The 18,578-nt window shown below is 54.7% G+C and carries 17 protein-coding genes and 2 pseudogenes; 16 read left to right on the top strand and 3 right to left on the bottom strand.

Annotation, left to right across the window (positions count from 1 at the left end; translation table 11 throughout):
• Positions 1-210, bottom strand: a pseudogene (locus ACTHSQ_RS10490) (transposase); the annotation flags it as partial.
• A 96-nt stretch (positions 211-306) separates the two neighbouring features.
• Between ACTHSQ_RS10490 and ACTHSQ_RS10495 the strand changes: the two are divergent.
• The 5 genes and pseudogenes from ACTHSQ_RS10495 to ACTHSQ_RS10515 all read left to right on the top strand — a co-directional run.
• Positions 307-531 (top strand): annotated as a pseudogene (locus tag ACTHSQ_RS10495) (capsular polysaccharide export protein, LipB/KpsS family); the annotation flags it as partial.
• Between the two features lie 367 nt (positions 532-898).
• Complete coding sequence (locus ACTHSQ_RS10500) at positions 899-2,305, top strand: hypothetical protein (protein WP_440371952.1); 1,407 nt, start codon at positions 899-901, stop codon at positions 2,303-2,305.
• A gap of 222 nt (positions 2,306-2,527) precedes the next feature.
• The gene (gltS, locus tag ACTHSQ_RS10505; RefSeq protein WP_003683777.1) at positions 2,528-3,742 is read left to right on the top strand and encodes a sodium/glutamate symporter; all 1,215 of its coding nucleotides are present in this window, start codon (positions 2,528-2,530) and stop codon (positions 3,740-3,742) included.
• Between the two features lie 105 nt (positions 3,743-3,847).
• Positions 3,848-4,870, top strand: coding sequence for a lysozyme inhibitor LprI family protein (locus tag ACTHSQ_RS10510; RefSeq protein ID WP_440364346.1), 1,023 nt, complete (start codon positions 3,848-3,850; stop codon positions 4,868-4,870).
• Between the two features lie 54 nt (positions 4,871-4,924).
• Positions 4,925-5,920, top strand: a complete 996-nt coding sequence (locus ACTHSQ_RS10515) for a S49 family peptidase (RefSeq protein WP_440371951.1) — start codon at positions 4,925-4,927, stop codon at positions 5,918-5,920.
• Positions 5,921-6,104: 184 nt separating this feature from the next.
• On the opposite strand, the gene pdxA is transcribed toward ACTHSQ_RS10515, so the two are convergent.
• On the bottom strand, positions 6,105-7,109 hold the full coding sequence (gene pdxA / locus ACTHSQ_RS10520; RefSeq protein WP_440371950.1) for a 4-hydroxythreonine-4-phosphate dehydrogenase PdxA: 1,005 nt from the start codon (positions 7,107-7,109) through the stop codon (positions 6,105-6,107).
• A 156-nt stretch (positions 7,110-7,265) separates the two neighbouring features.
• Entirely contained in the window at positions 7,266-7,796 is a 531-nt protein-coding gene (locus ACTHSQ_RS10525; RefSeq protein WP_440371949.1) for a cytochrome b, read from the bottom strand.
• 233 nt (positions 7,797-8,029) lie between these two features.
• Here ACTHSQ_RS10525 and ACTHSQ_RS10530 point away from each other — a divergent pair, with 233 nt between their 5' ends.
• The 11 genes from ACTHSQ_RS10530 to ACTHSQ_RS10580 all read left to right on the top strand — a co-directional run.
• Entirely contained in the window at positions 8,030-9,559 is a 1,530-nt protein-coding gene (locus ACTHSQ_RS10530) for an ABC transporter permease (RefSeq protein WP_440371948.1), read from the top strand.
• Positions 9,560-9,673: 114 nt separating this feature from the next.
• Positions 9,674-10,237: a hypoxanthine-guanine phosphoribosyltransferase gene (locus ACTHSQ_RS10535; protein WP_440371947.1), complete on the top strand. Its 564-nt coding sequence runs from the start codon at positions 9,674-9,676 to the stop codon at positions 10,235-10,237.
• Between the two features lie 58 nt (positions 10,238-10,295).
• Positions 10,296-10,724, top strand: a complete 429-nt coding sequence (locus tag ACTHSQ_RS10540) for a PTS sugar transporter subunit IIA (protein ID WP_003683821.1) — start codon at positions 10,296-10,298, stop codon at positions 10,722-10,724.
• Between the two features lie 44 nt (positions 10,725-10,768).
• The gene (locus ACTHSQ_RS10545; protein ID WP_003683718.1) at positions 10,769-11,038 is read left to right on the top strand and encodes an HPr family phosphocarrier protein; all 270 of its coding nucleotides are present in this window, start codon (positions 10,769-10,771) and stop codon (positions 11,036-11,038) included.
• Positions 11,038-12,801, top strand: coding sequence for a phosphoenolpyruvate--protein phosphotransferase (gene ptsP, locus ACTHSQ_RS10550; protein WP_440371946.1), 1,764 nt, complete (start codon positions 11,038-11,040; stop codon positions 12,799-12,801). The genes ACTHSQ_RS10545 and ptsP overlap by 1 nt, the downstream gene beginning before the upstream one ends.
• A 516-nt stretch (positions 12,802-13,317) precedes the next feature.
• Positions 13,318-14,433, top strand: a complete 1,116-nt coding sequence (locus ACTHSQ_RS10555) for an ABC transporter substrate-binding protein (protein WP_440371945.1) — start codon at positions 13,318-13,320, stop codon at positions 14,431-14,433.
• 116 nt (positions 14,434-14,549) lie between these two features.
• On the top strand, positions 14,550-15,596 hold the full coding sequence (locus tag ACTHSQ_RS10560) for a FecCD family ABC transporter permease (RefSeq protein ID WP_283122057.1): 1,047 nt from the start codon (positions 14,550-14,552) through the stop codon (positions 15,594-15,596).
• 10 nt (positions 15,597-15,606) lie between these two features.
• A complete protein-coding gene (locus ACTHSQ_RS10565; protein WP_440371944.1) occupies positions 15,607-16,374 on the top strand; it encodes an ABC transporter ATP-binding protein in 768 nt (255 codons plus the stop codon).
• Positions 16,375-16,543: 169 nt separating this feature from the next.
• Complete coding sequence (locus ACTHSQ_RS10570) at positions 16,544-16,975, top strand: plastocyanin/azurin family copper-binding protein (protein ID WP_070814768.1); 432 nt, start codon at positions 16,544-16,546, stop codon at positions 16,973-16,975.
• Positions 16,976-17,113: 138 nt separating this feature from the next.
• Positions 17,114-18,379, top strand: coding sequence for a lipid IV(A) 3-deoxy-D-manno-octulosonic acid transferase (gene waaA / locus ACTHSQ_RS10575; protein WP_440371943.1), 1,266 nt, complete (start codon positions 17,114-17,116; stop codon positions 18,377-18,379).
• Positions 18,380-18,417: 38 nt separating this feature from the next.
• Positions 18,418-18,578: helix-turn-helix domain-containing protein (locus ACTHSQ_RS10580; protein ID WP_440371954.1), on the top strand; the 161-nt coding region annotated here is incomplete at its 3' end.

The raw sequence follows: 18,578 nt of genomic DNA on the forward strand, positions 1-18,578 counted from the left end.
ATGAGGCTGTGTTCGAGTTCGGGATCGGAGAGGCTGTGCCATTGTCCGAGCAGGACGGCTTTGAACATGGACAACAGGGGATAAGCGGGACGACGGTGGTGGTCTCGGAGGTAACGGGTTCTTTGACGGTTCAGGTACTGTTCGATCGGCTGCCAATCAATCACTTGATCCAACTTCAATAGTGGGAAGCGGTCGATGTTTGGCAATCATGGCTTGTGCGGTTTATTGAAAGAAGGTGGTCATGGAAAATCCCCTAAATGTCTTGGTAGGAATTTAGGGGATTTGGGGGAATTTTGCAAAGGTCTCAATATGCCAGTTAAGGTTCTTGGTCGTGCCTATTATGATATTCCCGGCATTACTGACCAAAATACCTTGGCAGAATTTTGGAATCATCCGACACCGCCTGACAAAGAGCTGTTTCATGCCTACCGTATGTACCACCTCAACGTAACCCAAATTAACGGCAACTTCTACAGTCAGGTCTTTTTCCTCAACAAAAACTCTTCCGACTCTTCCACACCAGCAATCTGACTTAGCGAAGGAAAGTTCAGGCCGTCTGAAAACATTTCAGACGGCCTGAAGCAATCAATATCTTAGCTACTGCCATGTAAATAAAACACAAAACCCTGCATTTATCATTAACAATAAATTACAAAAACAGTATAATGACCGAGCTGTCATGAGCGCATACCGACTCAACCTGAGCCCTTTGTAACGCACAAAATATGGATGTACCCCCAGGCAAAACAATATAACAAGCCAAGCATCCTAAAGATAAGCCAGCAAGGCAATACACTCTACAAAACTATGCCGAGCAATATTTTTACAAAGCCCTCAACCGGTATCGCCGCCCATATGCCGCAGCATCCGTCTTCCACTTTATATCCGCCCGCAAACCATGACCGCCGCTCCTGATATCCTCTACCGGCAAGCCGCCGCCCTTTTGGAACAATCCAATACCGCCCAAGCCCTGCCCCTGCTGCAACAGGCCGCAGAGCAGGGATATACGGAAGCTGCTTTTGTATTGGGCGACCATCTGCTGCAAAACGGTCATCCGGAGCAGGCACTTCCATGGCTGGAAGCCGCCGCGGCCCAACGCCATCCCAAGGCACTCTTTATCCTACTGCAACAAAGCGAACACAACGGCACTCCAACCGGACAGCTTCTCAACGACTACGCCTGGCTGGGTGAGCAAGGTTACCTCGAAGCCCAATTAATCCTCATGCATTACCACGCGCAGCGCAACGATCCACAATCGCTCTACTGGGCAGAGCTTGCCGCCGCCCGATATGCCGCGCCTGCGTATTACCATCTGGCACGCCATCATCAACGCCAAGGCGACGTTGCGACAGCCATCGAACAATACGAAAAAGCGGCCGCGCTCGGCGTAACTGCTGCCTGCTGGCAACTCGGTCAAATCTACTTCTACGGTACAGGTGTCAGCCCCAACCACGGACAAGCCGAACATTATCTCGAACAAGCCGCGCAAGCCGGCCACATCGCCGCACAAACCCTACTGGCCGACCTTCTTGCCGCCCAACGTAAACCCGAAGCCTTAAAATGGTATCGTCGTGCCGCCGATAAGGAGCAAGCGGAAGCACAGGCCAAGCTGGCCCAATACGCCCTGACCGGCGAACTCTCCGAACGCGATCCGTTCCAAGCGGCACGATATGCCAAAGCCGCTGCCGAGAAAAACCATCCCGAAGCGCTGAAAATCATGGGCGACCTCTACCGCTACGGCCTCGGTATCAAAGCCGACAACCATATCGCGCATGATTACTACCACTGTGCAGCCGCACTGGGTTCTGCCGCCGCAGCACAAAAACTCATCAGCGACGCCGCGCTGTACCATCCGCAACAATACGAACAAATCAAAACTACCGCCCTGCAACAACAACAAACCGAAACCACATACCGTTTGGCGGAAGCACAAGCCAATGCCATCGGCCGTCCCGCCGACTATAATGCCGCGCGCAAAAATTACATGGAAGCTGCCGAGTTCCACCATAAAAACGCGGCGGCAGCCTTAGGCCGCATCTACCATTACGGCCTCGGTACGGCGCAAGATCCTCGGGCGGCTGCACACTGGTACGCCATTGCTGCCGAACAAAACCACCCTTCCGCCCAATACCACCTCGCCTGTTTTTACTATCACGGGCAAGGTGTCGGCTGTCATGTTCCGACCGCCTGCTACTGGCTGCAGGCCGCCATCAGCAACGGCCACACTTCGGCCGAATCATTAACATCCCTATTAGAACAATGGCGCCGTGAAGCGCACCATGCCATCGGGCAAAAGACCGTCTGAAAAGATTTACACTCGCATTTTTTGACAATCTTTAACTATTCCCCTAATATTTGCCAGTTATTTTTCACGGACACATCATTGTTTTCATTTCTTTCTGAAAACACCTTGCCTTGTCCGCGCATCAATACCATGACACTCGGCGGATAACGCCAAGCGTTGAAACACACTGCATCCGGAACAAAAACGGATGCTCGGAAAAACATTTCTAGGAGGTGAAACAACATGGAATGGGAATTCAACAGTTATTACACACTGATTGCCGCCACGCTCGTGTTGCTGGTTGGTAAATTTCTGGTTCAAAAAATCAAATTCTTAAGAGACTTCAATATTCCCGAGCCGGTCGCCGGCGGTTTGGTTGCCGCTATCGTCCTGTTCGCCCTGCATGAAGCCTACGGCGTCAGCTTCAAATTTGAAAAACCGCTGCAAGATGCATTCATGCTTATCTTCTTTACATCCATCGGTTTGAGCGCCGACTTCTCCCGTTTGAAAGCGGGCGGTTTGCCTTTGGTTATCTTTACCGCCGTGGTGGGTGCATTCATCATCGTCCAAAACTTCGTCGGTGTCGGCTTGGCGAGCGCATTGGGCTTGGATCCACTGATCGGCCTGATTACCGGTTCGATTACCCTGACCGGCGGTCACGGTACAGCCGGCGCATGGGGTCCTGACTTTGAAAGCAAATTCGGTCTGACCGGCGCAACCGGTTTGGGTATGGCTTCTGCAACATTCGGCCTGGTATTCGGCGGTTTGATCGGCGGTCCTGTTGCACGCCGTCTGATCAACAAAATGGGTCGTAAACCTGTCGTCAAAACTGCCAAATCCGACGACAACGATGTTGCCGACGACATCTTCGAAAAAGCACAACGTACACGCCTGATTACGGCTGACTCCGCTGTCGAAACGCTCGCGATGTTTGCCGCATGTTTGGCTTTTGCCGAAATCGTCGACGGCTACGACAAAGCCTTCTTCGACCTGCCTAAATTCGTATGGTGTCTGTTTGCAGGTGTGGTCATCCGCAACGTCCTGACTGCAACCTTCAAAGTCAATATGTTCGACCGCGCCATCGACGTATTCGGTAACGCCTCCCTGTCACTCTTCCTTGCCATGGCTCTTCTGAATCTGAAACTGTGGGAGTTGACCGGTCTGGCAGGCCCTGTGACCATCATCTTGGCCGTACAAACCGTCGTGATGATTCTGTACGCCACTTTCGTTACCTACGTCTTCATGGGTCGCGACTACGACGCTGCCGTATTGGCGGCAGGCCACTGCGGCTTCGGTTTGGGTGCCACCCCGACCGCCGTTGCCAACATGCAGTCCATTACCCAAACTTTCGGCCCGTCTCACAAAGCCTTCTTGATTGTGCCTATGGTCGGTGCGTTCTTCGTTGACTTGCTCAACGCCGCCATCCTCTCCGGCTTTGTCAGCGTCATCAAAGGCTGATACGTCTGACATAGAAAAGCACTTGCCGCATTTACTTGCTGCAAGTGCTTTTGTTATGATAGGCACGTCAGGCCGTCTGAAAGGCCGTCATCTTCAGGAGTACCTATGTACAAAAAAACCGCTTCCGTATTGATTTTAAGCACGATTCTTCTTGCCGCATGCAGCAAAGAAGAGCCGAAAGCCGCGCTTGATTGCGCCCAACCGGCCACACTGCAAAACATCCGTACCACCATCGAAGACACCCTCAAACAACAAGCGCGCTCCTTTGCCCGCAATGACAACCGCCAATTCGTCGATGCTGACAAAATCATCGCCGCCGGCCTCGAATTAGAAACCCTGCTTGAAGACCCAAAAGAAACCGAAGACAACGGCAAAGCCATCTGCCGCGCCAACCTCAAAATCCGCATTCCAGACACCATCCTCAAAACAGCCATAGACAACAGCCCGCTGATTTACGGCAACACCCCGTTATCCGACATGCTCGAACAAAAACTGATGGGCAGCAACCTGACTTTTGAAAACAACACGTTCAGCACCACCCTGCTCTACACCCCCGACAAAGACGGCAAACTGATTCTCGAAGACAACACCCTGAGCACCACAGCCCAAACCCTTTCCGCCACCCTGCTGCCCTACGGCGTGAAAAGCATCGTCATGATAGACGGCAAACCAGTATCCAAAGAGCAGGCCATCAAGCTGCTGCAAAACCAAAATACGGAAGAGCCGCCGACTGTCAATCCGCAAGACATCCTCGAAAACAACGCCGCCAGCCAAGCCGTCGGCTTGACCGATGATGACGACAATTCAGACTACGAAGTCCTGCGCCCTGACCGTGAAACTCCGCGCAACGAACCGCCCGGCCTCAGCCAAAGCGAACTTGACAACGCGCGCGCGCAAAACCGTCAGGCAGACGGCGAGATCAACGACCTTTGGGGCGGCATGGACAGCGATGTCAAACAACAAATCCTCGGCGAACAACGCGCCTGGATTCAAAGCAAAAAACTCAACTGCCAACAAGCCGCCGCGTCCGCAGACAACGCTGCGCAAGCAGAATACCTGCGCCTGCAGTGTGAAACCCGCATGACCCGCGAACGTACGCAATACCTGCGCGGCTATTCCATCAACTAAAACTGATAAGGCCGTCTGAACATTCAGACGGCCCACAAGAAAGCACATCACATCATGCAATACCGAATCCACCGTGAAGGCGATGCCCAAAACACACCATCTTCAGCCTCCACACCCGTTGACAACTGGGAGCGCAACACCCTGCGCGAAGTCCTCCTCGCCGCCTACCAAGAACAGCGCCGCGCCCGCATTTGGCGCAATATCTGGCGCGGCGTCGCCGTCCTCATCTTCCTCAGCCTGATCTTCGGCTTTGCAGAAGAAGAAGGAAAAACCACGAGCATCCACGCCCGCAGCGAACACACCGCCGTTATCGACCTGACCGGCGAAATCGGCAACGACATCGACGACCAAGTCCAAATCCTGCGCGACAGCATGGAGGCCGCCTACAACAATGGCAACGCCAAGGCCATCATCATCCGCGCCAACAGCCCCGGCGGTTCGCCTGTCGTGTCCAACACCGCCTTTAACGAAGTCCGCCGCCTCAAAGCCGAACACAAAGACATCCCTGTTTACCTCGTTGCCGAAGACATGTGCGCTTCCGGCTGCTACTACATTGCCGCTGCCGCCGACAAAATTTACGCCGACCCTTCCAGCATTGTCGGCAGCATCGGCGTGATCGGTGGCGGTTTCGACTTTACCGGCCTGATGGACAAAGCCGGTGTCAAACGCCGTCTGAAAACTGCCGGCAGCAACAAAGGCATGGGCGACCCTTTCACGCCTGAAACACCGGCACAAACCCAAATTTGGGAAACCATGTTGGGCGATATCCACCAAGAATTCATCAAAGCCGTCAAACTCGGCCGCGGCGCAAGGTTGAAAGACAAACAGTATCCCGATGTTTTCAGCGGCCGCATCTACACCGGCAAAGAAGCCAAACAGGTCGGCCTGATTGACGACTTCGGCAGCATTTACAGCGTTGCCCGCGATGTTGTCAAAGCCCCCGAGCTGGTCAACTACACGCCGCAAGACGATTTCAGTAAAATGCTCAGCCGCCGCTTCGGTGCGGAAGTGAAGGCCAAAGTCAAAGAAACTTTGTCTGAAATTTGGTAAACCAAAAAAACAAAAGGCCGTCTGAAACCCAATTAGGGCTTCAGACGGCCTTTTATATCGTTTTTAAAATAAAACGCTGATTATTGTCCAAACATTTATCGGCTTCATAAACCGACAGGCAAATATCCCTGATGATGCTGTTACAGGAACACATTATGCCTGCAAATGATCAAGCCTCCACGTTTCAGACGGCCTGTTTCTGCATATTGTGCGCCATATCAAGCGCGGCTTGAACGGCGGTAATCAGGCTGCCGGAATCGGCTTTGCCTGTGCCTGCCAAGTTCAAAGCCGTACCATGATCGACGGAGGTGCGGATAAAGGGCAGGCCGAGGGTGATGTTCACGCCTTCGCCGAAACCGGCATATTTGAGCACCGGCAGCCCCTGGTCGTGATACATGGCGAGGACGGCGTCGGCGTCTTTGAGCAGGAAAGGTTGGAACACCGTATCGGCAGGATACGGGCCGCGCGCGTCTATGCCTTCGGCCTGCAAGGCATGAAGCGCCGGAATAATGGTGTCGATTTCTTCGTGTCCCAAATGGCCGCCTTCGCCCGCGTGGGGATTGAGGCCGGTAACGAGGATGACCGGTTTGGCTATGCCGAACTTATGGCGCAGGTCGTGTTCAAGAATGCGGACAACCGATTCGATTAAAGGCTTCGTAATGGCGGCGGAAATGTCTTTCAGCGGCAGATGAGTGGTCACCAATGCAACTCGCAGGCCGCCGCCGGTCAGCATCATGACGACTTGTTCGGTATGGCTTTTTTCGGCGAGGTATTCGGTATGGCCGCTGAAAAATCCGTTGCCTGCGTGGGCATCGTTGATGATGCCTTTATGCAGCGGCGCGGTCACCATACCGGCAAACAGGCCGTCTGAAATGCCTTGATACGCCGTATCCAGCAGTCGGAGCACATACGCGGCATTGGCAGGATTGAGTTCGCCCACCCGACACTCGGCATCTAAAGGAATATGCAGGACTTCGAGTTCGCCCTTGGGCAACGGTTCAGCCGCTTGGGCTTGAAAATCGCGCAGGATGACGGATTTGCCAAGCTGTTCGGCCCTGTTTACCAACAGGTTTTTGTCGCACAAAACAACGGGGCGGCAAGGAAGGTCGGCGAAAGCCAAATCGAGGCAGATGTCGGGGCCGATACCGGCCGGTTCGCCGGAGGTGATGGCGAGGATGGGAGCAGTCATGGTATTTCTCGGTACGGTTTACAGTATTTAGACAACATCAGGCAAAACGCCTGCCCTACTTTTACAGATTAACACAAATACAAAGAGGCCGTCTGAAAACAGTTTTTGCTTGGTCAAACTGTTTTCAGACGGCCTTGGCTGTTTACCGTTTTACACTTAAGAACGGCGGCCGATCATGCGGTACAAAACATCGTGGCCTTGAATGCGGTGAACAACGACCATGGCGATGTGGCCGGCGACAAGCGCGAAGAGCAGCCAGCCGAGTTTGCCGTGCACCATATTGCCGAGGTTGGACATCCATTCGATTTTTTCAGGCGAACCCTGCATCACTTCGACACCGAATACTTTCAACGGGCCGCGGCCGCCGCCGTATTGGCGGATCATACCGATAACGGGAACGGCGAGCATGAGGGCGTAAAGGGCAAGGTGGCCTGCTTTGGCGGCAAAGCTGTCGGCGGCAGGACGTTTGGACGCATTGAGCAAAGCCCAAACAATACGCACGGCAATCACCAGCAGCGTGATGAAACCGATGGATTTATGCACGCCGAAGAGCGATTTGACCCATTCTTCGCCATCGTAGATGGTCCAAACGGTAATGGTGGAGAGGATACCGATGAAACCGAGTAAGGTCAGCCAGTGCAACGCGCGCGCGACGGCATCGTAGGTTTGTGGGCGTGTAGCGGTCATAATGTTTCCTTGTTTTTGATTTGTTTGGTTTTTTGAATCGGCGGCATTGTAACAAAAATGCCCAAACAATTATGTTGTCTTTTTGAAGAGATTTCGTAAATGTTTGGAAAATTTGAAGAAACGGCGGTTTTATCCATCAAGCTGCACAGGCCGTCTGAAAACAAAGGCAGGAATACCACCTTCTATGCCGAACTCGGGCTAAAATAGGCGTTTTTATTCTCGGGTACGCATCGATGCAGGTTTGGATTCGGCGGTTTGCTCTGTTGCTTCTGCCTTTGGGTTTCTTGGCGGTCATGGTGGCCGCGCCTTTGCTGTCGCTGGCGTTTTACGACGGCGAAGGCGCTTGGGCGGAAGTGGTGGCTGATGACTATATGCGCCTGCGCTTGGGCTGGACGGTGGCGCAGGCGGTTTTGACCTGCGTCTTGGTCACGGCTTTGGGCGTGCCTGCGGCGTGGGTGCTGGCGCGGATGGACTTTGCCGGACGGCGCACGGTTTTGCGCCTGCTGATGCTGCCTTTTGTGATGCCGACTTTGGTGGCAGGCATGGGCGTACTGGCTTTATTTGGCGCACACGGTATGCTGGCGGCAGGTTGGCAGGACACGCCGTGGCTGCTGATTTACGGCAATGTGTTTTTCAACCTGCCGGTTTTGGTGCGCTCGGCGTATCAGGGATTTGTGCGAGTGCCGCAGGCGCGGTTGCTGTCGGCGCAATCTTTGGGCGCGGACGCGTGGAGGCGGTTTATCTGGGTCGAATGGCCGGTGGTGCGTGCGTGGGTTGCCGGCGGCACGTGCCTGGTGTTTTTATATTGTTTTTCAGGCTTCGGACTGGCCTTGCTGCTCGGCGGCGAACGTTTTGCGACGGTGGAAGTGGAAATCTACCGGCTGGTGGCGTATGAGTTGGACATGGCGCGTGCGTCGGTGTTGGTGTGGCTGGTGCTGGCGGTTACGGCGGCGGCAGGCGGTTTGTATGCGTATTGGAGCAGGCGCGTGGCTGTGGATAAGTCGGTCTCGCCTTTGCCTCCGCGTGCGCCGATATGGGCTTGGGAAAAATGGCTGACGGCAACGGTATTGGCCATGTTGGCAGTGTGCTGCCTGCTGCCTTTGGCGGCGGTATGGCTCAAGGCGGTATCGGCAGGCTCTTCGTGGGCAGTCTTGCTAGAGGCGCAAACGTGGGCGGCAGTGTGGAACACTGTCCGTTTCTCTGCGGCAGCGGTGGCGGCGGCGACGGTTTTGGGCGTGCTGTATGCGGCGGCGGCACGGCAAATGGCGTGGTTGCGTGCGCTGATGTTTTTGCCGTTTATGGTGTCGCCCGTGTGCATCGCGTTTGGCGTTTTGCTGCTCTATCCGCAGTGGACGGCTTCGCTGTGGCTGCTGACCGCGACTTACGCGCTGTTGGCGTATCCGTTTGTGGCCAAAGATGTATTGGCCGCGTGGGACGGTTTGCCCAAAGATTACACAGCGGCGGCGCGCACTATGGGCGCAAACGGTTTTCAGACGGCCTGTTATGTAACCGCGCCTTTATTGAAACCTGCCTTGCGGCGCGGCCTGACTTTGGCTTCGGCAACGTGTATCGGCGAATTTGCGGCCACATTATTCCTGTCGCGCCCCGAATGGCAGACGCTGACCACTTTGATTTACGATTATCTCGGACGCGCCGGTGCGGACAATTACGGACGGGCGATGGTGTTGACGGCGGTATTGACCGCTTTGGCTTTGACGGCATTTTTGCTGGTGGACGAAGCGGAAGGGCAAAAGGCCGTCTGAACGTGGTCGGCTTAAATTCCCTTCACTTTCACTACACCATTGCCGCGCCTTGTATCGAAAATTGATTGAATCCGCTATATAATTTGTTTTTGACCGCACTCAACACGACCTATCATGACCGACTTAGAAACCAAACGCCTTGAAACCCAAGCCATGCTGGACAATGCCGACTTGCTGTTTGACCAAGAACAATGCCGCGTGGCCTTGCAAAAAGTTGCCGACGACATCACCCGCGACTTGGGCGACAAATACCCCCTGCTCCTGCCTGTAATGGGTGGCGCGGTGGTGTTTACAGGACAGCTGCTGCCGCTGTTGCGTTTCCCTTTGGACTTTGACTACGTCCACGTTTCCCGCTACGGCGACAAACTCGCAGGCGGCGCGTTCAACTGGAAACGCATGCCCGACCCCGAGCAAATCAAAGGCCGTCATGTAGTCGTTTTGGACGACATCCTGGACGAAGGCCACACCATGGCCGCTATTCAGGAAAAACTGTTGGAAATGGGCGCAGCAAGCTGCCGTGCGGCCGTATTTGCCAACAAACTGATCGACAAAGAAAAACCGACCAAAGCCGATTATGTCGGCTTGGACGTGCCCAACCGCTACGTCTTCGGCTACGGCATGGATGCCGCCGGCTGTTGGCGCAACCTCGGCGAAATCTACGCCTTAAACAATAAATAAAACAAAGGCCGTCTGAAAAATCTTCAGACGGCCTCAACCCCCATGCTAGGAACACATCATGATAGGTTTGTTAATCATTACACATGAAACCATAGGTGAAGCCTATCGCGGTTTGGCCGACCATTTCTTTCCCAACGGCTTCCCCGAAAATCTCCACATCCTCGGCGTACAGCCTAACGAAGATCAAAATGACATCATCAACAACGCCATCGCCGCATTGCAGGAATTTCCCGACAACCGCGGCGTGCTGATCATGACCGACATCTTCGGCGCAACCCCGTGCAACGCCGCACGCCGGCTGGTGCGCGAAAACAAATCCGCCATCCTGACCGGCCTCAACGCCCCGATGATGATTAAAGCCATCCAATACTCATCACAAGCCGAAAACCTCTCCGACTTCACCGAAACCGTTAAAGAAGCTGCCATCCGTGGCATTTTCGCCATTACATCCGCACCTGAAGACCTGGTGTGCAAAGAAAACGGCTAAGGCCGTCTGAAAACATTCACTTTACGAACATTTAGGGGACATCCATGCTCAAACAAGAAATCGAAATCATCAACAAACTCGGCCTGCACGCACGCGCCTCCAGCAAATTTACCCAAACCGCCTCCCAATTCCAAAGCGAAGTCTGGGTCACCAAAAACGGCAACCGCGTCAACGGCAAAAGCATCATGGGCCTGATGATGCTGGCCGCCGCCAAAGGCACCGTGATTGAGCTGGAAACAGAAGGCGCAGACGAAGCCGCCGCCATGCAGGCGTTGACCGACCTCATCAACGACTACTTCGGCGAGGGTGAATAATGAGCATCGTCCTACACGGTGTAGCCGCGGGCAAAGGCATTGCCATCGGCCACGCCCACCTCATCACGCGCGGCACAACGGAAGTCCCCCAATACGACGTTGATCCCGACAAACTTGATGCCGAAGCTGCCCGTTTCGACAACGCCATCAAAGCCACGCGCAAAGAATTGGAACAGCTGCGCGGCGCGATTCCCGAAAACGCCCCGACCGAATTGGGCGCGTTCATCTCGCTGCACCTGATGCTGCTGACCGACGTTACCCTCTCGCGCGAACCCATCGACATTTTGCGCGAGCAGAAAATCAACGCCGAATGGGCATTGAAACAGCAAAGCGACAAGCTCGCCGCCCAGTTCGACAGCATCGACGACGACTACCTGCGCGAACGCAAACAGGACATGCTCCAAGTCGTCCGCCGCATCCACAACAACCTTGTCGGCCAAAGCAACGAAATCAACCTCGCCGGCAACCTGTTTGACGATACCGTCCTCATCGCGCACGACCTCTCGCCTGCCGATACCGTATTGTTCAAAGAGCAGCACATTACCGCCTTCGTAACCGATGCCGGCGGCCCGACCAGCCACACCGCCATCTTGGGCCGAAGCCTCGACATCCCGTCCGTCATCGGCCTGCACAACGCCCGCAAACTCATCACCGAAAACGAAATCGTCATCGTCGACGGCATCAACGGCACCCTTATCATCGATCCCGACGAAGTCGTCCTCAACGAATACCGCCGCCTCGCCCGCGAATACCGCAGCCACAAGCGCGAACTCAACAAAATCAAAAAAACCGCCGCCACCACGGCCGACGGCATCAACATCGAACTTTTGGCCAACATCGAATCCGCCGAAGACATCAAAACCCTGCACAACTTCGGCGCAGACGGCGTCGGCCTGTTCCGCAGCGAATTTCTTTATCTCAACCGCGACACCATGCCGTCTGAAGACGAGCAATACGAAGTGTACAGCGCGATTGTGAAAAAGATGAAAGGCAAAAGCATCACCGTCCGCACCGTCGATTTGGGTGTCGATAAAAATCCGCGCTGGTTCGGCCAAAACAGCACGCCCAACGGCAGCCTCAACCCCGCACTCGGCCTGACCGGCATCCGCCTGTGCCTCGCCGAGCCGGTCATGTTCCGCACCCAAATGCGCGCCATCCTCCGCGCCGCCGCACACGGCCCCGTGCGCATGATGTGGCCGATGATTACGTCCATTTCCGAAGTGCGCCAATGCCTTATCCATCTGGACACGGCCCAACGCCAACTGACCGAACGCGGCGAAACCTTCGGCCCGGTCAGCATCGGCTGCATGATTGAAATCCCGTCCGCCGCCATGACCGTCGGCAGCATCCTCAAGCTCGTCGATTTCATCTCCGTCGGCACCAACGACCTGATTCAATACCTCCTGTCAGTCGACCGCGGCGACGACAGCGTCAGCCACCTTTACCAACCCGGCCACCCTGCCGTCCTCAAAACGCTGCAACACATCATCCGTACCGCCAACCGCATGGAAAAAGGCGTGTCCATCTGCGGCGAAATGGCCGGCGATACCGTCTTCACCCGACTGTTGCTCGGCATGGGCCTGCGCCGCTTCTCCATGAACCCCAACAACCTGCTTTCGGTTAAAAACATCATTCTGCACAGCCACACCGGCCATCTCGAAAACGATGCCGCCAAAATCCTGCGCTGCGAAGACCCGGAAAAAGCCGAAAAACTGATTAAAATCCTCAACCAAAGCGAACAGGCGGAATCACAGGCCGTCTGAATCTCTAAAAAGGGCGTGTTTCGATACACGCCCTTTTTATTCGTCCCCATTTTTAGTTTATGCCAGATTCTCCCTCAAGCCCTCTTCTTCCCTATTTCGCCATTTCAAAAACCAACCTTTTTCACTTTTCCCAAACACTGCTTACAGGCCGTCTGAAAAATATAGGGCGCAAGTGAAATAAAACTTTTATGCCCACACCAAAGGCCGTCTGAACCCTGATTGCAAGGTTTCAGACGGCCTTGTTTTCAACCGGATACCTTTTATTTTTTTGCAATAAATGACCCTTTGCCTATCCATTCCAGCTACTGCCCACCATAGCTTTAGGCACCCCATATCATTCCTTTTTACCAGGTCTTCAGTACACCCAAGCCCTATATAAACACTATCCCTTCGTTTTAATGATGAAACTTTTTATTCCGAAATATGTCTATCCCTACATTCACTTGAAAAAAGATTCAATACCTTGTAAATTTATAAAAAGATAGTAATTATCATCATATTTTAAAGGAATGATTCATGAGATTTACGCAACTTTCTGCTTTGATTGCCGCCGCCGCTTTATCAGTCGGCTCCGTATCCGCTTTTGCCAAACCCGTTCAGCTGACCGATATCCTCGGCCGTAAGGTAACCGTCGACCTGCCTGCCAAGCGCGTGGTGTTGGGCTTCTATTACCAAGACTACATGGCCATCGGCGGTAAAACCGCGCTGGACAACGTCGTCGGTTTTTCCAAAGCAGTTTGGGCCGACTGGGCGCCGCCAAGCTGGGCAGCATTCAGCAAAGCCGTGCCTAAACTGAATCAGCTGACCGACGTGGGCGAAGTGGAAGTCGGCACTTTTTCGATTGAGAAAGTATTGGCGCTGAAACCCGATTTGCTGGTTTTGGCCGAATGGCAATACAAGGCTTTGGGTTCCGATCTCGACCGCATCAACAAAGCCGGCATCCCCATCGTCGTGTTGGACTACAACGCGCAAACAGTGGCCAAACACGTTCAATCGACCAAGCTCATCGGCACGCTGACCGGCCAGCAGCAAAAAGCCGACAAACTGGCGGCAGACTACAAACGCGTTGCCGACACCATCCAAGCGCGCGTGCAAAAAGCCAACCTGCCTAAGCCTAAAGTGTATGTCGAATTCGGCAACAAAGGCCCTGCCGAACACAGCGTTACCTTCGGCAAGAGCATGTGGGGTTCGATGGCGACACTGGTCGGCGGCAACAATATTGCCGCTTCTTCGGTCGAGTTCTACGGCCCGATCAATCCTGAAAAAGTCCTCGCCGCCAAACCCGACGTGATCGTGATTACCGGCCGCGAAACCGAATTGAAGAAAAACCCTGCCGCCATGGTGATGGGCTGGGGCATTCCGAAAGCGGAAGCGGAAAAACGCTTGGCAGGCTTTGCCAAACGCGCCGGCTGGGCCAACCTGCCTGCGATTAAAAACAACCGCCTCTACGCTGCCTACCACGCCAACTCACGCACGCTGTCCGACAGCGCATCGATTCAGTTTATGGCCAAAGCGATTTATCCGCAGTTGTTTAAGGATTTCAACCCTGAGAAGACCTATCTGGACTTCTACCGCCAAAACCTGCCGGTCGTGCCGAACGGTACGTTCTACCTCTATCCGCAAGGACAATAAGATAGTTTAGATTTTCAGACGGCCTTTTAAATCGTAAGGCCGTCTGAAATTTTTGCGGAAGAAAAAGGCAAACCTGTTCTCCCCTTTCACAACACTCTTTTTTAAAGGTTTGAAACATGAATGATTCGGTTGTCGCCGAGATTGTGAAAAACCAGCGCAAGTTGGAAGGCAAGCGTTGGTTGATTGTGTTGATGTTTTTAGTCATCGCCGCGGTCAGTTTCCTATTCGACATCGCCACCGGCCCTGCGATGACGGACACACTGCCTGTCGGCGAAGTGGTCAATGTTTTGCTGGGTAAACCCGGAGTCGATGAAATGAACCGCCTGATTGTGATGGATCTGCGCCTGCCGATTGCGGTAATGGCCTTGGTGGTCGGCGCGGCTTTGGGTGTCGGCGGGGCGGAAATTCAGACGCTCTTGAACAACCCGATGGCCAGCCCTTATACGCTGGGTTTGGCGGCGGCGGCAGGTTTGGGCGCGTCGGTGGTGATTGCATTCGGCGGTTTCGGGCTGCCTGAAACGGTCGCCGTTCCTATCGGTGCGTTTGTGATGACCATGCTGGCTTCAGGCATCTTGTTTCTGTTTGCTTCGGCGCGCCGCTTCAATTCGGCGATGCTGGTGTTGGTGGGGATTGCGCTTTTGTTTCTGTTTCAGTCGATTCTGTCGCTGATTCAGTTTATCGCCGCGCCTGAGATTTCGCAGCAAATTCTGTTTTGGCTGTTCGGCAGCCTGACCAAGGCGACTTGGGAAACGGTCATCGTTACGGCGGCGGTTACGGCGATATGCGTGTTTCTGCTTTCGCGCGATGTGTGGAAGCTGACTGCGCTGCGCTTGGGCGAAGAACGAGCCGTCGGGCTGGGCATCAATCTGCAATTTTTGCGCCTGAAAACGCTGGTGTTGGTGGCCGTCATGACTGCGACGGCAATCAGTTTTGTCGGCGTGATCGGCTTTATCGGCTTGGTTGCCCCGCATGTGGCGCGGATTCTTTTGGGCGAAGACCAACGTTTCTTCCTGCCCGGCGCAATGCTGGCAGGGGCGGCGTTTTTATCGGTGGCGAGCGTGTTGTCCAAGGTGATTATCCCTGGCGCGCTGTTTCCGGTGGGGATTGTTACGTCGTTTGTCGGCGTGCCGTTCTTCTTCTGGATTGTATTAACGAAACGATAGGCCGTCTGAAATGTTGAAACTTGAAAACGTCCATATCCGGCGCGGCGATTATGTGGTCGCCGACAATATCGATTTGACGCTGGAACAAGGCAAAGTCTATTCCGTGCTCGGCCCGAACGGCACGGGCAAATCCTCGCTGATGAAAACGATTTTCGGCGAAGTGGCGCACAAAGGCACCATCCGCTACGGCGACGAAGTGTTGAGCAAAATCCACCTGCAAAGCTGGCGCAAACGCATAGGCTATATGCCGCAGGACACCGCCGCCGAAGCCTCGCTGACCGCGCTGGAAGTCGTGTTGCTCGGCCGCATGGACGCGCTGCACATGCACGTCGGCGACGAACTGCTGCACGAAGCCGCAAGTATCATGGCGGAGCTGGGCATCGGCCATCTGGCGCACCGCGACGTCATGCGGCTTTCCGGCGGACAGCGGCAGCTCGTCATGTTTGCCCAAGTCATGCTGCGCCGCCCCGAAATCCTGATGCTGGACGAACCGGTCAGCGCGCTGGATATGCGCCACCAGTTGAACCTCTTGGAGCGCGTGGTGCAATACACGCACGAACACAATCTGGTTACGCTGATGGTGTTGCACGATTTGAGCCTCGCCGCGCAATTTTCAGACGGCGTGATTCTGCTCGGCGAAGGCAAAGTACAGGCGCAGGGCGCGCCGCAGGACGTATTGCAGGCGGACATAATCGGCAGGCTGTATAAAGTGGACATCGAGCTTTTATACTGCAGCAAAGGCCTGCCCGTTATCCGCCCGATGCGGAAGAGTGCGTAACTTAACCGCTCCTGCAAATGTCGGATTTGAGCATCCGGCCTACAAACTCCCTGCAACTTATCCCCTCTCCTACGGGAGAGGGTTAGGGAGAGGGCGGTAAACCCAAGGCTTGCCTCTCCGACTCATCAGCCCGCACCATATTTTTTTATCCTTAGAAAGGACTTTCTCCATGAAAAAATCCCTCTTCCTCCTAATGCTGACCGCGTCCCTAAGCGCATACGCCGCCAACCACGAAATCAAAATGCTCGACAACGGCAAAGACGGCAGCATGGTGTTCGAGCCCGGCTACGTCAACGCCAAAGTCGGCGACACTGTTACCTTCAAAGCCGCCAACAGCGGCCACTGGGTGCAAAGCAAAGCCCTGCCCGACGGCGTTGCCGACTTCCTCTCTGAAGACGGTAAAGACTTCACGCTCAAACTCGACAAAGAAGGCGTGTACGTCTACACCTGCCCGCCGCACCGCATGATGAACATGAGCGGCGTGATTCAGGTCGGCAAACCGGTGAACAAAGCCAAAGCGCAAGCCGTTGTCGATGAAATGGAAAACCGCGCCATGCAAAGCAAAGGCCGTCTGAAAAAATACATGGCGCAAGTGAAATAAACGCGTTTATGCCCGCATTAAAGGCTGTCTGAAACCTTTCAGACGGCCTGTTTCCTTTGCGTAAAACACGCATCAAAGCTATATCTTCCGTTTCAGTTTCCGATAAAATAGGCCTATTCCGACACAAGACCCGTAAGCATGATACGCCGCCTTTACGCCACGCTGTGGCACCTCGCCCCCTTCCTGATCCGCCGCCACCTGCGCCGCCGCGCCCTCAAATCCCCAGCCTATCTCGAGCATTGGGGCGAGCGTTTCGGGCAGGCGTATCCCAATCCCGTGCAACGTCCGATTTGGATACACGCCGTATCCGTCGGCGAAACGCGTGCAGCCGAACCTTTAGTTCAGGCATTGCGCCGCCATTTTCCCGACTCGCCGTTTCTGATTACCCAAATGACGCCGACCGGCCGCGCCACCGCGCAATCCCTGTTCCCCGATGCGCAATGCCGTTACCTGCCCTACGACAAATCCGAATGGGTCGCCCGATTTTTAGCCGAACACCGCCCCATCTGCGGCATTTTGATGGAAACCGAAATCTGGCCCAACCTGATGCACGGCTGCCAAGAAGCAGGCATTCCCCTCTTTTTGGCCAACGCGCGCCTCTCCGAAAAATCCCAACGCGGCTACCTCAAAATCCGCAAGCTGGTCGAGCCTGCCATGCAGAGCCTCTCCGGCTGCTTTGCCCAAACCGCCGCCGATGCCGAACGCCTGCACCTCATCGGCGCGTCCAACATCCACGTCTGCGGCAACACCAAATACGACATCGCTCCCCCCGACGACTCGCGCCCGCTTGCCGTCGCCTTTAAAGAACGCATCGGCGCACGCCCCGTCGTCGTCTGCGCCAGCACGCGCGTGTACAAAGGCACAGACGAAGCCGAGCTGCTCCTCAAAGCATGGCAGGGCTACCGCGGCAATGCCTTGCTGGTCATCGTACCGCGCCACCCTGAAAACTTTCAGACGGCCTACGATACCGCCAAATCGCTTGGTTATACCGTCCAAAAACGCAGCGACGGACAACCCGTTTCCCCCGACACACAAGTTTGGATAGGCGACAGCATGGGCGAGCTTGCCGCCTACTACCTCAGCGCAGACATTGCCTTCGTCGGCGGCAGCCTCGTTGATGCCGGCTGCCAAAACATCATCGAACCCATCTCCTGCCGCGTCCCTACCCTCTTCGGTTACTCCAACTACAACTTCGCCCAAGCCTGTAAAGGCGCAGTCGAAGCCAAAGCCGCCGTCCGCGTCGAAACTGCCGAAGCCTGGTACAGAACCACGCGCCAATACCTCGACGACGAAACGCTGCGCCAACAGCTGATCAGCCACACCAAGCAATTCATTTCGCAACACCAAGGCGCCAGTGCCAAAATTGCCAAAGCGATTGCAGATTGTTTGAATTGTAGAAACTAGTAGCGTTGTTTACAGTATTTCCAGGAGAATACTGAAACATGAACATGCACAAAAACACCCGCCTCACCCTGCACCACCGCCAAGCCATTTGTCTGGCCTACACGCAGGGGAAGGAAAGCGTAACCTCCCTGGCACGCCGCTACCAAGTCAGCCGCGTCACCATTTACCGCGCACTTAAAGCCGCAAGGGGCAGACTGCT

The organism is Neisseria sp. P0009.S008, from assembly GCF_051958615.1.
In the GTDB taxonomy this organism is placed as follows: Bacteria; Pseudomonadota; Gammaproteobacteria; order Burkholderiales; family Neisseriaceae; genus Neisseria; species Neisseria subflava.

Excerpts from the sequence above, each read along its gene's own strand:
- ACTHSQ_RS10500 (WP_440371952.1), top strand. The coding sequence starts at position 899 with ATGACCGCCGCTCCTGATATCCTCTACCGGCAAGCCGCCGCCCTTTTG.
- gltS (WP_003683777.1), top strand. The coding sequence starts at position 2,528 with ATGGAATGGGAATTCAACAGTTATTACACACTGATTGCCGCCACGCTC.
- ACTHSQ_RS10510 (WP_440364346.1), top strand. The coding sequence starts at position 3,848 with ATGTACAAAAAAACCGCTTCCGTATTGATTTTAAGCACGATTCTTCTT.
- ACTHSQ_RS10515 (WP_440371951.1), top strand. The coding sequence starts at position 4,925 with ATGCAATACCGAATCCACCGTGAAGGCGATGCCCAAAACACACCATCT.
- pdxA (WP_440371950.1), bottom strand. The coding sequence starts at position 7,109 with ATGACTGCTCCCATCCTCGCCATCACCTCCGGCGAACCGGCCGGTATC.
- ACTHSQ_RS10525 (WP_440371949.1), bottom strand. The coding sequence starts at position 7,796 with ATGACCGCTACACGCCCACAAACCTACGATGCCGTCGCGCGCGCGTTG.
- ACTHSQ_RS10530 (WP_440371948.1), top strand. The coding sequence starts at position 8,030 with ATGCAGGTTTGGATTCGGCGGTTTGCTCTGTTGCTTCTGCCTTTGGGT.
- ACTHSQ_RS10535 (WP_440371947.1), top strand. The coding sequence starts at position 9,674 with ATGACCGACTTAGAAACCAAACGCCTTGAAACCCAAGCCATGCTGGAC.
- ACTHSQ_RS10540 (WP_003683821.1), top strand. The coding sequence starts at position 10,296 with ATGATAGGTTTGTTAATCATTACACATGAAACCATAGGTGAAGCCTAT.
- ACTHSQ_RS10545 (WP_003683718.1), top strand. The coding sequence starts at position 10,769 with ATGCTCAAACAAGAAATCGAAATCATCAACAAACTCGGCCTGCACGCA.
- ptsP (WP_440371946.1), top strand. The coding sequence starts at position 11,038 with ATGAGCATCGTCCTACACGGTGTAGCCGCGGGCAAAGGCATTGCCATC.
- ACTHSQ_RS10555 (WP_440371945.1), top strand. The coding sequence starts at position 13,318 with ATGAGATTTACGCAACTTTCTGCTTTGATTGCCGCCGCCGCTTTATCA.
- ACTHSQ_RS10560 (WP_283122057.1), top strand. The coding sequence starts at position 14,550 with ATGAATGATTCGGTTGTCGCCGAGATTGTGAAAAACCAGCGCAAGTTG.
- ACTHSQ_RS10565 (WP_440371944.1), top strand. The coding sequence starts at position 15,607 with ATGTTGAAACTTGAAAACGTCCATATCCGGCGCGGCGATTATGTGGTC.
- ACTHSQ_RS10570 (WP_070814768.1), top strand. The coding sequence starts at position 16,544 with ATGAAAAAATCCCTCTTCCTCCTAATGCTGACCGCGTCCCTAAGCGCA.
- waaA (WP_440371943.1), top strand. The coding sequence starts at position 17,114 with ATGATACGCCGCCTTTACGCCACGCTGTGGCACCTCGCCCCCTTCCTG.